Origin of the sequence: Streptomyces plumbidurans (genome assembly GCF_019857225.1) — a bacterium.
Taxonomy (GTDB): Bacteria; Actinomycetota; Actinomycetes; order Streptomycetales; family Streptomycetaceae; genus Streptomyces; species Streptomyces plumbidurans.
Genome location: NZ_JAFJSY010000063.1, coordinates 1 through 14,476 on the forward strand (window position 1 = coordinate 1; position 14,476 = coordinate 14,476).

At 70.2% G+C, this 14,476-nt stretch carries 12 protein-coding genes and 3 tRNA genes; 9 read left to right on the top strand and 6 right to left on the bottom strand.

Annotation, left to right across the window (positions count from 1 at the left end; genetic code table 11):
* The coding region (locus JYK17_RS30465) for a CoA transferase subunit A (protein WP_222811622.1) at positions 1 to 566 on the bottom strand (566 nt) is incomplete at its 3' end.
* A 210-nt stretch (positions 567 to 776) separates the two neighbouring features.
* On the opposite strand from JYK17_RS30465, the gene JYK17_RS30470 reads away from it, so the two are divergent.
* The gene (locus tag JYK17_RS30470; protein ID WP_108015813.1) at positions 777 to 1,241 is read left to right on the top strand and encodes a MarR family winged helix-turn-helix transcriptional regulator; all 465 of its coding nucleotides are present in this window, start codon (positions 777 to 779) and stop codon (positions 1,239 to 1,241) included.
* 14 nt (positions 1,242 to 1,255) lie between these two features.
* Here JYK17_RS30470 and JYK17_RS30475 read toward each other — a convergent pair whose 3' ends face one another.
* Positions 1,256 to 2,242 (bottom strand): DUF3048 domain-containing protein, encoded by a 987-nt coding sequence (locus JYK17_RS30475; protein WP_108015814.1) that lies wholly within the window; start codon positions 2,240 to 2,242, stop codon positions 1,256 to 1,258.
* 192 nt (positions 2,243 to 2,434) lie between these two features.
* On the opposite strand from JYK17_RS30475, the gene JYK17_RS30480 reads away from it, so the two are divergent.
* Positions 2,435 to 3,625 carry a zinc-dependent alcohol dehydrogenase gene (locus tag JYK17_RS30480; protein ID WP_108015815.1) on the top strand — a complete coding sequence of 397 codons (1,191 nt, stop codon included), beginning with the start codon at positions 2,435 to 2,437 and terminating at the stop codon, positions 3,623 to 3,625.
* A 19-nt stretch (positions 3,626 to 3,644) separates the two neighbouring features.
* On the opposite strand, the gene JYK17_RS30485 is transcribed toward JYK17_RS30480, so the two are convergent.
* Positions 3,645 to 4,715 carry an ATP-dependent DNA ligase gene (locus tag JYK17_RS30485; RefSeq protein ID WP_222811623.1) on the bottom strand — a complete coding sequence of 357 codons (1,071 nt, stop codon included), beginning with the start codon at positions 4,713 to 4,715 and terminating at the stop codon, positions 3,645 to 3,647.
* Between the two features lie 74 nt (positions 4,716 to 4,789).
* Here JYK17_RS30485 and ligD point away from each other — a divergent pair, with 74 nt between their 5' ends.
* On the top strand, positions 4,790 to 5,842 hold the full coding sequence (gene ligD / locus JYK17_RS30490) for a non-homologous end-joining DNA ligase (RefSeq protein ID WP_222811624.1): 1,053 nt from the start codon (positions 4,790 to 4,792) through the stop codon (positions 5,840 to 5,842).
* Here the strand turns inward: ligD and JYK17_RS30495 are convergent.
* Both JYK17_RS30495 and JYK17_RS30500 read right to left on the bottom strand, forming a co-directional pair.
* A complete protein-coding gene (locus JYK17_RS30495) occupies positions 5,829 to 8,036 on the bottom strand; it encodes an OmpL47-type beta-barrel domain-containing protein (protein ID WP_108015818.1) in 2,208 nt (735 codons plus the stop codon). The genes ligD and JYK17_RS30495 overlap by 14 nt on opposite strands.
* Positions 8,036 to 10,522, bottom strand: coding sequence for a ThuA domain-containing protein (locus tag JYK17_RS30500; protein ID WP_206660135.1), 2,487 nt, complete (start codon positions 10,520 to 10,522; stop codon positions 8,036 to 8,038). The genes JYK17_RS30495 and JYK17_RS30500 overlap by 1 nt, the downstream gene beginning before the upstream one ends.
* Positions 10,523 to 10,710: 188 nt before the next feature.
* On the opposite strand from JYK17_RS30500, the gene JYK17_RS30505 reads away from it, so the two are divergent.
* Positions 10,711 to 11,658 (top strand): multicopper oxidase domain-containing protein, encoded by a 948-nt coding sequence (locus JYK17_RS30505; RefSeq protein ID WP_128801375.1) that lies wholly within the window; start codon positions 10,711 to 10,713, stop codon positions 11,656 to 11,658.
* Positions 11,659 to 11,739: 81 nt separating this feature from the next.
* Positions 11,740 to 12,777 (top strand): LacI family DNA-binding transcriptional regulator, encoded by a 1,038-nt coding sequence (locus JYK17_RS30510; protein WP_108015821.1) that lies wholly within the window; start codon positions 11,740 to 11,742, stop codon positions 12,775 to 12,777.
* Between the two features lie 43 nt (positions 12,778 to 12,820).
* On the opposite strand, the gene JYK17_RS30515 is transcribed toward JYK17_RS30510, so the two are convergent.
* Positions 12,821 to 13,606 carry a VOC family protein gene (locus JYK17_RS30515; protein WP_222811641.1) on the bottom strand — a complete coding sequence of 262 codons (786 nt, stop codon included), beginning with the start codon at positions 13,604 to 13,606 and terminating at the stop codon, positions 12,821 to 12,823.
* A gap of 329 nt (positions 13,607 to 13,935) precedes the next feature.
* On the opposite strand from JYK17_RS30515, the gene JYK17_RS30520 reads away from it, so the two are divergent.
* The 4 genes from JYK17_RS30520 (at position 13,936) to JYK17_RS30535 (ending at position 14,460) form a co-directional block, all read left to right on the top strand.
* Complete coding sequence (locus JYK17_RS30520; protein WP_108015868.1) at positions 13,936 to 14,184, top strand: WhiB family transcriptional regulator; 249 nt, start codon at positions 13,936 to 13,938, stop codon at positions 14,182 to 14,184.
* Between the two features lie 39 nt (positions 14,185 to 14,223).
* Positions 14,224 to 14,298, top strand: a tRNA-Gly gene (locus JYK17_RS30525).
* Between the two features lie 10 nt (positions 14,299 to 14,308).
* Positions 14,309 to 14,380: transfer RNA gene (locus JYK17_RS30530), tRNA-Glu, on the top strand.
* A gap of 8 nt (positions 14,381 to 14,388) precedes the next feature.
* A tRNA-Ala gene (locus JYK17_RS30535) sits at positions 14,389 to 14,460 on the top strand.
* Positions 14,461 to 14,476: the final 16 nt, after the last annotated feature.

A 14,476-nucleotide genomic window follows, 5' to 3' on the forward strand; every position in this document is an offset into this window, starting at 1 on the left:
GTCGACTTGTTGAACACCAGGTTCCCGTGCCGGTCGCCGCGGGCGGCCCGCACGAGCGCGAAGTCGGTGCGGATGCCCCGCTCCAGCACGTACTCGGCCCCGTCGAACTCCCGGACCTCCTTGGGCGGTGAGGCCAGCGCCACGTCGCCGTTGCCGTCGTAGCGCCAGGGCAGTCCGCCGTCGGCGACCTGGGTGCCCACCCCGGCCGGGGTGAAGAAGGCCGGGATCCCCGCACCGCCGGCCCGCAGCCGTTCGGCGAGCGTGCCCTGCGGGATCAGCTCCACCTCCAGCTCACCGGCCAGGTACTGCCGGGCGAACTCCTTGTTCGCCCCGATGTAGGAGCCGGTCACCCGCGCGATCCGGCCCGCCGCCAGCAGCACCGCGAGCCCCGTCTCCATCGCCCCGCAATTGTTGGAGACCACCGACAGACCCCCCACACCTCGCTCGAACAGGGCCCCGATCAAAACATTCGGCACCCCGCTCAGGCCGAACCCGCCCACCGCCAACGACGCGCCCTCCGGCACGTCCGCCACCGCCTCAGCGGCCGTGGCGACCACCTTGTCCATCCGTGAAGCCCCATCCCGTCCGAGCGCCCGGTCAGCAATTAATCAGGGCACTGAGCATTTCGGTGAAGTTTCCTTCACGCTGTCACTGTCGATGCGAGGCGTCAAGACCCTGATGAAGTCCATGGTCAGTGGTCGATGCGGCGGTACAGACAGCCCACACGCCGTCCGGGTATCGTCAGTGCACCAACGAATTCGACCTCGGGAGCGCACATGGCCGCGGTGGACCTCACCACCCACCCCGGGCACCTGGCCCGGCGGCTGCAGCAGGCCCACTACCTGCTGTGGAACGCGATGGTCTCGGAGGAGATCACCTCGCCGCAGTTCGCGGTCCTCAACGCGCTCGTCGCCGAGCCGGGCCTGGACCAGCGGACGGCGGGGGAGCGGGTGGGGCTCGACCGGTCCACGATCGCCGAGGTGATCAGCCGGCTCGGCAGGCGCGGGCTGGTGGACAAGGTGCGCGACCCGCAGGACGGCCGTCGTTTTCTGCTGCGCCCGACCGAGGAAGGGTTGCGCACCCATCGCAAGCTGACCGTGCGTACGGCACGGATGAACCAGGTGTTCCTGGCGCCGCTGTCCGCCGCCGAGCAGACAATGTTCTTCGATCTGATCCGCCGGGTCGCCGACGCGGCCGAGGGGCTCCGCAACCCTGCGGAACCCCTCGTGGCTCAGGGGTGAGCGGGCGGCACAGGTCATGAGGCCTGTGCCAGCACCACCCACACCTGGCCCTTGGCGAAGTTGACCGGCTTGCCGTCCTTCGTCGTGAACGACGTACCGTCCATGGCCGTCCCGCGCTTCCAGTTGACGTCGTAGACCCGTCCGTCGCGCAGGACGTCCGCCCTGCCCGACCCCACCGTCTCGGTGTACGGCGTGTAATTGCCGAGGAAGTCGTGGAAGGCGGACTTGTGCACCTTCACGTACTGCACGACGACCGTCGCCGGTGCCACCCGCTTCCCGTCGGTCGTCACGGTGGGCGTTCCGTCCATCGCGACCAGGTAGCGGTGCAGGCCGGGGGACCAGGTGAAGGTGAAGCCGGCGGCCGGGTAGCGGACCGTGCGCGCCTTCGCTGCCTTGCCGCCGGTGGGGGCGGCGCCGTAGCGGAAGCCGGTGGTGAGCGCGGCCGGGCCGGGTGCCGACGGCATCAGGCGGGCGGGGCGCAGGAAGAGGTTGTGCGGGGCGGCCTTGCCGGTGCCGCGGAAGTAGGCCTTGGACGCCCTGCCCGGCGGCTCGGCCTGCAGGGGGGCCTGGTCGATGAGCGGCAGCAGTTTGTGCTGCGCGCCGGAGAAGGCGAGCGTCGGCTCGTCGAACTGGCGCAGCAGCTCCAGATCCGACTCGCGGGCGCTGCGTACCGGCCCGACGACCTTCGGCAGCGTGGTGGCGTACACCGCCATCAGACGGCTCAGCCCGCCCTCGACCTGTTCCGCGTAGACGATGTCCGCAGAGTCGAGCCCGGTCTGGGGGCGGGCTCCGGGCGCGTTGTCGATCTTGACGGCGAGTACGGAACCGGCGGCGTCGACGCTGTGGTGCGGGGCGGGCGTGTGCTGCCCCTGCCCCCGACTGCGCTTGTCGTCGGACTGGCTGTGCTGCGCCGTGCAGCCCGCCGCCAGCGCGGCCGTCATCGTGGCGGCCAGCAGCGCCACCGTCGTCGAGGCGCGTCGTGGGCGCGCCGTCCGTCTCATGCTCACGTGGCCACCACATCCCGTGTAGATGATTGTGCGTTTATACGTTCATTGATGGCCATACCCGCTCGGTTCTGATTGTGCGCGTTGAATACGCCCTTTGGCCCTGACCTGCTTCGGCCGGCACCGGCCCGGGTACCCGGGCGGAACCGCCAAGCGGACGCATCGGAGCGACGGAGGGAGCGTCACGAGATGAAGGCTGTGACCTGGCAGGGGAAGCGGGACGTGCGCGTCGAGGAGGTACCGGATCCGAAGATCCAGGAACCCACCGACGCCGTCATCCGCATCACGTCGACGGGGCTGTGCGGCTCCGATCTTCATCTGTACGAAGTGCTCACACCGTTCATGACACCCGGCGACATCCTCGGGCACGAGCCGATGGGCATCGTCGAGGAGGTCGGGCCCGCGGTGCCGGACCTCGCGGTCGGCGACCGGGTCGTCGTGCCGTTCCAGATCGCCTGCGGCAACTGCTGGATGTGCCTGACGGGACTGCCGACGCAGTGCGAGACCACCCAGGTCTCCGGCGAGGGCATGGGCGCCGCCCTCTTCGGCTACACCCGGCTGTACGGCGCGGTGCCGGGTGCGCAGGCCGAGTACCTGCGGGTGCCGCAGGCCCAGTTCGGGCCGATCAAGGTGCCGGAGGGCCCGGCCGACGACCGCTTCGTCTATCTCTCCGACGTGCTGCCCACCGCCTGGCAGGCGGTCGAGTACGCGGGCATTCCTAAGGGCGGCAGCGTCGCTGTGCTCGGCCTCGGGCCGATCGGGGACATGGCCTGCCGGGTCGCCCAGGTGCGCGGTGCGGGGCAGGTGTTCGGGGTGGACCTGGTGAGCGAGCGGCTGCGCCGGGCCCGGGCGCGGGGCGTGGACACGTACGACCTGCGGAGCTTCGACAACGACAAAGAGCTCGTCGCCGCGATCCGCGACAAGACCGACGGCCGCGGACCCGACGCGGTGATCGACGCGGTGGGCACCGAGGCCCACGGCAGCGCGGCCGCCCGGCTGGCCCAGCAGGCCTCGGCGATGCTGCCGCGCAAGATCGGCGCACCGCTGGCCGAACGCTTCAGCATCGACCGGCTCGCCGCCCTGTACACCGCGATCGAGCTGGTGCGCCGCGGCGGCACCATCTCGCTCAGCGGTGTCTACGGCGGCATGGCCGACCCGATCCCGCTGTTCACCCTGTTCGACAAGCAGGTCCAGGTCCGGATGGGCCAGGCCAACGTCCGCCGCTGGAGCGACGAGATCATCCCGTACCTCACGGACGACGACCCGCTCGGCGTCGACGACTTCGCCACCCACCGGGTGCCGCTGGCGGACGCGCCGCGTGCGTACGAGATGTTCCAGCAGAAGAAGGACGGTGCCGTGAAGGTGTTGATGCAGCCCTGAGCCGGTCGGGGCGCGCGGGTCAGTCGGGTGAGCCGAGGATCTGGTCCAGGTCGTAGCGGACAGGCTCGTCCAGCTGCGCGTAGGTGCAGCTCTGGGGCGTGCGGTCCGGGCGCCAGCGGCGGAAACGGGCCGTGTGCCGAAAGCGGGCGCCGTTCTCCATGTGGTCGTAGGCCACCTCGACCACCCGCTCGGGCCGCAGGGGCACCCAGGACAGGTCCTTCTTGCCCGACCAGCGGCTGGGCGCACCGGGCAGCCGGGCCGTCTCGTGCGCCGCCTCGTCGGCCCAGGCCGCCCACGGGTGATCCGACGCGTCCTCCATCCTCAGGGGCTCCAGCTCCTCGACCAGCTCCGCGCGCCGCTTCATCGCGAAGGCGGCCGACACGCCCACGTGCTGCAGGCGGCCCTGGTCGTCGTACAGGCCGAGCAGCAGCGAGCCCACGATCGGGCCGCTCTTGTGGAAGCGGTAGCCCGCGACCACGACGTCCGCCGTGCGCTCGTGCTTGATCTTGAACATGGCGCGCTGGTCCGGCAGATAGCGCAGGGTGAGCGGCTTGGCGACGACGCCGTCCAGGCCCGCGCCCTCGTACTGCTCGAACCAGCCCTGCGCCTCCTCGACGTCGGTGGTCGCCGGCGCCAGGTGGACGGGTGCGGTGACGCCCTCCAGTGCGCGGCTCAGCAGCGCCCGCCGGTCGGTCAGCTCCACGTCCAGCAGGGACTCGTCGGCGAGGGTCAGCAGATCGAAGGCCACGAAGGACGCCGGAGTCTTCTCGGCGAGCATCCGCACCCGGGAGTCGGCGGGGTGGATGCGCTCGCTGAGCGCGTCGAAGTCGAGCCGCCCTTCGCGGGCGATCACGATCTCCCCGTCCAGCACGCAGCGCATGGGCACCCGCTCCTTCAGCGCCGCCACCAGCTCGGGAAAGTACCTGGTCAGAGGCTTTCCGGTACGGCTGCCCAGCTCGATCTCGGCCCCGTCGCGGAACACGATCGCCCGGAACCCGTCCCACTTCGCCTCGTACTGCATGCCCGGGGGGATCCTCGCCACCGACTTGGCGAGCATCGGTTTCACGGGCGGCATCACCGGCAGATCCATGGGTCCGATTCTGCTCGCATACGTCACTTGTCGCCCAGTATGCGAGGTTCGCGGGGTGCGCCTACCGTGGCCGCATGGGTGCAGCGGTGGAACTGGAGTCGGGCGGCCGCACGGTCCGGCTGTCCAGCCCGGACAAGATCTTCTTCCCCGAGCGCGGCTACACCAAGCTGGACCTCGCCCGCTACTACATCGCGGTCGGCCCCGGCATCCTGCGCGCCCTGCGCGACCGGCCCACCACCCTGGAGCGCTACCCGGAGGGGGTGACCGGCGAGTCCTTCTTCCAGAAGCGGGCGCCCAAGAACATGCCCGACTGGATCCCGACCGCCCACATCACCTTCCCCAGCGGCCGCAGCGCCGACGAGATGTGCCCCACCGAACAGGCCGCCGTCCTGTGGGCCGCCCAGTTCGGCACACTCACCTTCCACCCCTGGCCGGTGCGCCGCGACGACGTCGACAGCCCCGACGAACTGCGCATCGACCTCGACCCGCAGCCCGGCACCGACTTCGACGACGCCGTCCGCGCCGCCCATGAACTGCGCGCCGTCCTCGACGAGTTCGGCGGACTGCGCGGCTTCCCCAAGACCTCCGGCGGTCGCGGCCTGCACGTCTTCGTGCCGATCGAACCGCGCTGGACCTTCACCCAGGTCCGGCGGGCCGCCATCGCGGTGGGCCGGGAGCTGGAGCGCCGGATGCCCGACCACGTGACGATCAAGTGGTGGAAGGAGGAGCGGGGCGAGCGCATCTTCGTCGACTACAACCAGACGGCGCGCGACCGCACCATCGCCTCCGCCTATTCCGTACGCCCCCGCCCGCACGCCCCCGTCTCCGCGCCGCTGCGCTGGGACGAGGTGGGCGTCGCCCATCCCCAGGACTTCGACATCGTGACCATGCCCGCGCGCATCGCCGAACTCGGCGACGTGCACGCGGACATGGACGACACGCGCTACTCGTTGGAAACCCTGCTCGAACTCGCCCGGAAGGACGAGCACGACCACGGACTGGGGGATCTGCCCTACCCGCCCGAGTATCCGAAGATGCCGGGGGAGCCCAAGCGGGTGCAGCCGAGCCGGGCGAAGAAGGGGGCGCCCCCGGCGGAGGCGCCCCCGGGGGACGCTACAACTCCTTGATCCGGACGTCCCGGAAGGACACCACGTCCGTCGTGCTGTGCACCTGCAGTCCGACATAGCCGGAGGCGAACCGCCGTCCGTCGGTGCCCGGGTCGTCCGAGCGCGGCGGCTCGAAGACCTGACCGCCGGTGTTGTCGAACTCGTTGATCAGCACGCCGTTGCGGTAGACCGAGAAGTGCTGACCGACCACGCGGATCTCGTAGTCGTTCCAGGTGCCCTTCTGCGTGACACCGGCACCCGCGAGCCCGACACGGTCGAAGCCGTAGATCGAGCCCGTCTTGTACATGTCGCCGGTGGGCGAGTCGAACACCTGGATCTCGTGCCCGAACTTGATGGCGGCCCACTCCGGCCGCGGCTCCTCGGGGTTGTCGTGGACCCACGGGAAGCGCACGAACACACCGGAGTTGGCGTTGCCCGTGCCCGGAGCGTCGTCTCGCCACTGCAGCTTGAGCGAGAAGTCGCCGTACTTGCGCTGCGGGAACCACAGCATGCCCAGGCCGTCCTTGGTGGTGCCGCTGGTGATCGAGCCGTCCGCGTTGAGCGCGAACGAACCGCCGCCCACCTGCTCCCACTTGGCGAGGGACTCGGCGGTGCCGTCGAAGATCGTCCGGTAGCCCTGGGTCTGACCTGGTTCACCGATCCCGGACTGGCGGGCGGCCTTCTGGATCGCCTTGACCTCGCGCCGGTCGACGCTTCCCTCCTTGAGCAGCTTGTCGAGGACCGTCCTCACGTGCTTGAGGAAGAGCGCGTGGGACGTCCACTCCTTCTCGTCCTCGATCAACTCGTTGATACGGCACCGGTTGTTGGTGACCCGGTTCGGCACACCCGTGTCGACCGTGCCTACGATGACAGTCAACCGCTCGTCGTACTCCGGGCAGTTGGGCGCGGGCACCCCGCCGCCGGCCACCACCGTGAAGCTCACGGTGCGCGGCTGGGAGGTGTTGCCCGCCTTGTCGCTCGCCCGGTACGCCACGGTGTGGCTGCCGGCGCGGTCGACGGTCACGGCGGCGGTGTAGGCGAGGTACGGGCCGCCGTCGAGGGAGTACTCGATCCGGTCGACGCCCGAACCGCCCTCGTCGACCGCGCTCACGGTGACCCTGGCATTGCCGACGTACGCCCCGTCCGAGTTGCGCGTGCCGTCGACGCTGACGCCCGTCACCGGCGCGGTGGTGTCCTGCGCGGGCGGCGAGACGACCGTGAACTGCACGCTCTTGTCCGCCGCCGCGTTGCCCGCCTTGTCGGTGGCCCGGTAGTGCACGGTGTGCGTGCCGAGCTGATGCACCATCACAGGCGCGGTGTACGGCTGCCAGGCGCCGGAGTCGACCGCGTACTCCACCGTGTTGACCCCGGAGCCGGTGTCGGAGGCGGAGACGGTGACCGTGGCCATGTCGAGGTAGTTCCCCTCGGCGTCCTTGTCCCCGCTGACCGTCGCCGAGGTGTCCGGCGGCGTCGTGTCGTTTGTCGGCGGTGCCACGACCGTGAACGAGACGCTCTTCTCGGCGGCGGTGTTGCCCGCCTTGTCGGTGGCCCGGTAGCGGACCGTGTGGTCGCCGACCTGGTCGACCACGACCGGGGCGGTGTACGGCTGCCAGGCGCCGTCGTCCCCGATCGCGTACTCGACACGGTCGACACCAGAGCCGCCCGCGTCTGTCGCCGTGATCGCCACGCTCGCCGAACCGACGTACTGGCCCTGCGAGTTCTGCGTGCCGTTCACGGCCGCCGAGGTCTCCGGCGCCGTGGTGTCCTCGCCGCCGCCCTCGGCCACCGTCAGGATGCCCTGCATCTGCCCGTGGCCGGGGATCGTGCAGTGGTAGAAGTAGCGGCCCGGGGTGAGCGTGACCTCGGCGGTGTGGCGGCCGCCCTGGTCGTCGTCGGGGTTGGCGAGGATGTTGAGCTCGACGTCGCTGTTGAACTCCGGGTCCGAGGTCACGAACGTCAGCGTGTGCGGCATGCCCATCGTGTTGCCGGTCGCCGCGCTGTTCTCGAAGACGACCGTCGCCCGGCCCGCGACCGCGGTGGTGGGCACGGACGCGTACTTGGTGATGTCGTCACCCGCGGTCCAGGTGAGGGTCTGCTCGGCGGCCGCCCCTCCGGCCCGTTCGGGCTGGGCGCCGGCCGTCGACTGCAGACCCAGCGTCATCAGTACGGCGGCCAGCAGGGCCGTCAGGAGTCTTCGGTGCCGCAGTCGGCGCATCACTGCCCTCCCCTCGCCAGTTGGTCGGCGGCCGGGGTCGGCCCGCCGCCGGTGTAAGTGACCCGCCACAGCGCCGACTTGGCGTCCGAGGTGAAGAAGCCGCGGCCGTAGTCGAGGACGTACAGCGCACCGTCCGGGCCGAACTTCCAGTCCATGAGGTTCTTGATGCCGTCGTTGCCGATCGGCACGATCTTCTTCAGCGACTCCGAGTGCACCGGCAGCCCGCCGTCCCCTTGCGTTTTCGGGTCGGTGAGCACCGCGTTGCGCGGCTGGTCGGCGTCGTAGAAGTCACCGACGAACCACTTGCCGTCCCAGTACGAGGGCCACTTGGTGTCGCTGGTGTTCGCCGCGTCGTAGCGGTAGACCGGCCCGTTCATCGCGGCCTGGCCGCCGCCCTTGAGCCAGGGCAGCAGATACGTGGCCTCCTCCTGCTTGTACGAGGGGATGCCGTTCGCGTCGCGCGGGTAGTCCGGGGCGCCGCCCTGCGGCGAGTACCAGATGTTGTTGCCGGTCACCGGCGGCAGGTTGACCAGGCCGTCGTTGTTGGGCGACTCGTTCTTCGGGTGGTCGCAGTCGTACCAGCCCAGCGGCTTGCTCGGGTCCGGCAGATTGCGGTCGCGGTAGGGCTGCTTGTTGCCCATGCAGTACGGCCAGCCGCGGTTGCTCGCCTTGGTGATGACCGCGAACGTGTCGTACTTGGCCGGACCCCAGGTCGTCGACGGGGCGCCGGCGTCCGGGCCGACCCAGCCGGCGTAGAGGGTGTCCGTCTTCTTGTCGACGAAGATCCGCGCGGGGTTCCTGACCCCCATCACATAGATCTCGCCGCGCGTCTTGCCGCCGCCCTCGGCGGTCTCCTTGCCGGTGAAGAGATTGCCCTCCGGGAGCGTGTACGTCCCGTCCGGCTCCGGGTGGATGCGCAGGATCTTGCCGTTGAGGTTGTGGGTGTTGCCGGCGGTGCGGCGCGCGTCGGCGAAGGAGACGCCCTTGTAGTTCGGCTGCGGGTTGTTGCCGGAGTAACCGTCGCTGAAACCACTGGAGTTGTTGTCGCCGGTCGCGATGTACAGGTTGCCCTTGGAGTCCCAGGCCATTCCGCCGCCCGCGTGGCAGCAACTGTGCACCTGCACCGGCCACTTGAGCAGCACCTTCTCGCTGCTCAGGTCCAGCTTGTTGGTGGCGAGGTCGAGCGTGAAGCGGGAGACGCGCCGCTCGGCCATCTGGGTGTCGCGGTTGAGCTGCGAGTGCGGTGTGTAGTGCAGATACACCCAGCCGTTCTGCTCGAAGCCCGGGTCCAGCTCGATGCCGAGCAGGCCCTCCTCGACCTTGACCAGCTCGTCGCCGCCGCCCTTGTTGCCGAATATCGTCAACTCGCCCGCCAGCGTGACCTTCTTGGTCCTCGGGTCGTAGACATGGATCTGGCCCTTGCCCTTGCCGACGTCGGGGTTGTTCCAGTCGGTGATCACGGGCTGGGAGGCGTCGGCGCCGCCGCGGCCGATGTAGAGCACTCGTCCGTCGGGAGCGGTGACCAGGCCGTGCGGTTCGCCGATCTGGTCGTTCTGCCCCGGCTGGTTGGGCTGCGTGAGGCGCTCCGCCTTGTAGTTGGCGTCGATCGTCGCCTTGCAGTCCGCCTGCACCAGCCGCGTCGTCCACAGCAGGGCGCCGCGCAGATGGTCGCGGAAGTCCGTCTCGTCGTACGAGGAGACCGTGCCGCCCATGCCGGTGTAGAAGGAGCGCCCGCCGTCGTAGTCACGGCACCAACTCACCGGGTGATCCCAGCCGTTGGCGCTCGCCCCCGGCTTGTACGTCGACTCGCGCACCCGTGCCACGGTGTGCACGTCGCCCGAGGGGTTCTTGACCCAGTTGAACCACTGGTCGGGCCGCTTCCACTCCAGCGGCAGGTCCTTGGTCGCCGGATGCTGCCGGTCGCCGACCTCGACCACCGCGCGCTGCACGGCGGTCGGGCTGGAGGCTGCGGGCCGGGCGCCGACCAGACCGGTGAACCAGTCCGAGTACGGCTCGGCGCGCGCCGCGTCATGGATGCCGACGAAACCGCCGCCCGCCTCCATATAGGCCTCGAGCCCCGCCTCCTGCTCGGGATCGAGGACGTCGCCCCCGCCCGTCAGGAACACGATCGCGTTGTAACGCCCCAGCTTCTTCTCATTGGTGAACACCGAGGCGTTGTCCGAGGCCTCGACCTTGAAGTGCTGGTTGGCGGGCCCCGACAGGCCGATCCGTTCGATCGCCTCGATACCGGCGTTCACGACCGGCGACTCGTCCCCGGCCGCGGCGGAACCGTAGAAGATCAGCACCCGTACATTCGCGCCGCCCGGTGGCGACTTGACGGACATCGTTGTCGAAGACGGTTCGGGGGCCGGGCCGGCGTGCGCGACCGGGCCCGACAGCAGTCCGGCACCCAGCACCCCCGCCGACACGGTCGCCGCCCAGGTCCGTCTTCTCGCGCTTCTTGTGCTCAACCCTCGTAAGTGCATGGGCACCTCCTCGGTCACAGCAACAACGCCAAGGAAGCTAGACCCCTTTGCGCGACTCGCCAATACCTATGACCGCGATGGAACGAACTTTGTCCTGAGTGTGGATAAACGCTTGTGGGGCCTGTACCGTCTCACAGGTTCACCACAGCTTCGTCTCGCAAATTCCGTACCAGGGTGGGGAGTTCTGCATGGACAGACGTGGGTTCAACCGGCGGAGCATGCTCCTGGGCGGTGCGGCGGTGGCGACATCGTTGTCCCTGACCCCGGAGTCCGCGAGCGCCTCGGCCCCGGCGAGGACCGCCCCGGCAGGCGGCGAGGTCAGACACATCAAGCTCTACGCCGAGAAGCTCGCCGACGGGCAGATGGGCTACGGCTTCGAGAAGGGCCGGGCGACGATCCCCGGGCCGCTGATCGAACTCAACGAGGGCGACACCCTGCACATCGAGTTCGAGAACACCATGGACGTCACCGCGAGTCTGCACGTGCATGGTCTGGACTACGAAGTCTCCAGCGACGGAACGCAGTTGAACCACAGCGCCGTCGAGCCCGGCGGCACCCGCACCTACACCTGGCGCACCCACAAGCCCGCCCGGCGCTCCGACGGCACCTGGCGGGCGGGCAGCGCGGGCTACTGGCACTACCACGACCACGCGGTCGGCACCGAGCACGGCACGGGCGGCATCCGCAACGGCCTGTACGGCCCGGTGGTCGTCCGCCGCAAGGGCGACATCCTCCCCGACGCGACGCACACCATCGTCTTCAACGACATGACGATCAACAACCGGCCGCCGCACACGGGACCCGACTTCGAGGCCACCGTGGGCGACCGCGTCGAGATCGTGATGATCACGCACGGCGAGTACTACCACACCTTCCACCTGCACGGTCATCGCTGGGCGGACAACCGCACGGGCATGCTCACCGGCCCGGACGACCCCAGCCAGGTGATCGACACCAAGATCGTGGGCCCGGCGGACTCCTTCGGCTTCCAGGTGATCGCGGGCGAGGGCGTCGGGGCGGGCGCGTGGATGTACCACTGCCATGTCCAGAGCCACTCCGACATGGGGATGGCCGGGCTGTTCCTGGTGAAGAAGACGGACGGCACGATTCCGGGGTACGAACCGCATCACCACTGACCACGGGCCCTGTGAGCGCTCTCACCTCCCCGCCCGCCTGGCGTTATCCTGATCGGCATCCCGCCGATGAGGAGCCCCGAAGTGACCGACACAGCGCCGCGCCCCACCCTGGAGGCCGTGGCCGCCCGCGCGGGAGTGTCCCGGGCCACCGCCTCCCGGGTGGTCAACGGCGGGGACGGGGTGCGCGAGCCCCTGGTGGCCCGGGTCCGGCGCGCGGTGGAGGAACTGGGATACGTGCCGAACCAGGCCGCCCGGAGCCTGGTGACCAAACGGCACGACGCCGTCGCCGTGGTCATCGCCGAACCCGAGACCCGCGTCTTCGCCGACCCCTTCTTCGCGCTCCAACTGCGCGGCATCAGCAAGGAGTTGACGGCCCACGACAACCAGCTCGTGCTGCTGCTCGTCGAGGGCCGCGACGACCACGCCCGGGTGGGCCGCTATCTCGCCGGCGGCCATGTCGACGGCGCGCTCGTCTTCTCCCTGCACCTCGACGACCCGCTCCCCGGACTCATCCAGCACGCCGGTGTACCGACCGTGTTCGGCGGCCGGCCCGACTGGAGCGGCGGCCGCAGCGAGGCGCTCTACGTCGACTGCGACAACCGCGAAGGGGCCCGCGAGGCCGTACGCCATCTCACCGGCCTCGGCCGCACCCGCATCGCGCACATCACCGGCCCGCTCGACCAGACCTCCGCGGCGGACCGGCTCGACGGTTTCCGCGACATGATGGCCGACGCCGATCCACAGCTGGTCGTGGAGAGCGACTTCACCCCGGCGGGCGGCGAACGCGCGATGCGCGAACTCCTCGAACGCCGTCCCGACCTGGATGCCGTGTTCGCCGCCAACGACCTCACCGCCGCGGGCGCCCTGCGCGTGCTGCGCGAGAGCGGACGGCGGGTGCCCGAGGACGTCGCCGTGATCGGCTTCGACGACGTGCTGCCGGTCGCCGAGCAGACCGAGCCGCCGCTGACGACGGTCCGCCAGGACATCGAGGAGATGGGCCGGTTGATGGCCCGGCTGCTGCTGCGCCGGCTCGGCCACAGGGCAGTGGCCGAGGACGCCGAGGGCGCGCCGTCCAGCGTGGTCCTGCCGACGACGCTGGTACGCCGCGCCTCCGCGTGAGCCGCGTCCCCGTGCTGCCGGGAGGCCCGGCGGCCCCGTGCCGCTACGACTGCTGGGACGCGCTCCTGATGACGGCGAAGCGGGCGCCGTAGGGGTCGGTGAGCTTGGCGACGCGGCCGACGCCCTCGATGTCGGTGCCGGGAACCCGGACCCGCCCGCCGAGCCGCTGCGCCTCGGCGACCGCGGCGTCCGTGTCGGCGACCTCGAAGTACGGCAGCCAGTACGCGCTGTCCTCCCCGGGGGCGTCGGCCAGGTCGACGATGCCGCCGAACATGGCGTCCTCCCCGGCACCCGCGGGGTTGACGCAGGTGTACGTGCCGCCGGGGAAGGACACCGCGGAGGTCTCCAGGCCCAGGGTCTCGTGGTAGAACCACGCGGCCGCCGGCACGTCCGGGGTGTACAGCTCGACCCAGCACAGGGCGCCGGTCTCGTTGGCCTTGTCGACGCCCTTGGTCCGGCCCGGCTGCCAGATGCCGAACGGCACGCCCGCCTTGTCGCCGAGGACCGCCATGTGGCCCTCGCCCATCACGTCCATGGGCCGCATGAGAACGCTGCCGTGCGCCTGCTCCGCGGCCTTCGCCGTGGCCTCGGCGTCCGCACTCTGGAAGTACACCGTCCAGGAGGGCGGGCCCTGCTCGGGGGTGGTCTGCATGGCGCCGGCCACGGTCTTCCCGTCCAGCTGGAAGAAGCCGTAGCCGCCGGCGTCCGGCCCCGCCGACTGGAACTGCCAGCCGAAGAGTCCGCCGTAGAAGGTGGTGGCGCCCTCGATGTCGGAGGTGCCGACATCGATCCAGTTCGGTGTGCCGTTGACGAAACGGGTGGTGAGCATCATGCCCTCCTCGTAAGGGTCCCGTCCTGTGCACTGCCGAGTCTTGCACCGCCCACTGACAACCGCTGCCGGAGCGCGGGGCGCGGGGGCGCGGGGCCTGGCGGGGGCGGGGCCCGGCGGGGCGGTGGTCACCGCGGGGGCACGGGCGCGGCCCGTACCGTTTTGACGCCCTTCCGCGCGCTTGCGCGCACTCCTTCCGTTCTCCTTGCGCGCGCCGCCGTGCATCGGCAGGGGCGGGCGCGCCACCATCGGGTGGCCGGGGGCCCCTGTACGGCGGCGTTGATCGTGCGTTGATCGAACGTTTTTCGCCGCGCGGCAGGCTCGGCATCATGCACAACGACACGATCACCCCGGCCGACCTCGCCTGGCAGGCCCAGGCGCTGTGCGCGCAGACCGGGGCCGATTTCTTCTTCCCCGAGCCGGGCAGCTCGGTGCGCGAGGCCAAGCGCATCTGCGGCATGTGCGAGCTGCGCCCCGTCTGCCTCGACTTCGCCCTGCGCAACGACGAGCGCTTCGGAGTCTGGGGCGGCCTGTCGGAGAAGGAACGACTGGAACTCAGGCGCCGCCAGAACAGGTGAGCGGACCGGGCCCGGCTGCGGTTAGGATCCGGGAGCGCACCCGGGCGTAGCGCAGAGGCAGGCGCGCTCGCCTTGCCCAGGCGAAGAACATCGGTTCGAATCCGATCCCCGGGCTGCGTTCGGGGGCCCTGTAGAGCAGAGGCAGACTCGCCGCCTTCTCAGGGCGGATACGCCGGTTCGAATCCGGCCGGGGCCCCACTGCAGGGGGCGGTAGCGCAGAGGCAGGCGCACCTTCATGGCATGAAGGACACGCCGGTTCGAATCCGGCCCACCCCACGGCGCGGCACGAACG

Coding starts and splice junctions, on each gene's coding strand:
- JYK17_RS30475 (WP_108015814.1), bottom strand. CDS start 2,242: ATGAGACGGACGGCGCGCCCACGACGCGCCTCGACGACGGTGGCGCTG.
- JYK17_RS30495 (WP_108015818.1), bottom strand. CDS start 8,036: ATGCGCCGACTGCGGCACCGAAGACTCCTGACGGCCCTGCTGGCCGCC.
- JYK17_RS30480 (WP_108015815.1), top strand. CDS start 2,435: ATGAAGGCTGTGACCTGGCAGGGGAAGCGGGACGTGCGCGTCGAGGAG.
- JYK17_RS30485 (WP_222811623.1), bottom strand. CDS start 4,715: ATGGATCTGCCGGTGATGCCGCCCGTGAAACCGATGCTCGCCAAGTCG.
- JYK17_RS30515 (WP_222811641.1), bottom strand. CDS start 13,606: ATGCTCACCACCCGTTTCGTCAACGGCACACCGAACTGGATCGATGTC.
- JYK17_RS30500 (WP_206660135.1), bottom strand. CDS start 10,522: ATGCACTTACGAGGGTTGAGCACAAGAAGCGCGAGAAGACGGACCTGG.
- JYK17_RS30470 (WP_108015813.1), top strand. CDS start 777: ATGGCCGCGGTGGACCTCACCACCCACCCCGGGCACCTGGCCCGGCGG.
- JYK17_RS30505 (WP_128801375.1), top strand. CDS start 10,711: ATGGACAGACGTGGGTTCAACCGGCGGAGCATGCTCCTGGGCGGTGCG.
- JYK17_RS30520 (WP_108015868.1), top strand. CDS start 13,936: ATGCACAACGACACGATCACCCCGGCCGACCTCGCCTGGCAGGCCCAG.
- ligD (WP_222811624.1), top strand. CDS start 4,790: ATGGGTGCAGCGGTGGAACTGGAGTCGGGCGGCCGCACGGTCCGGCTG.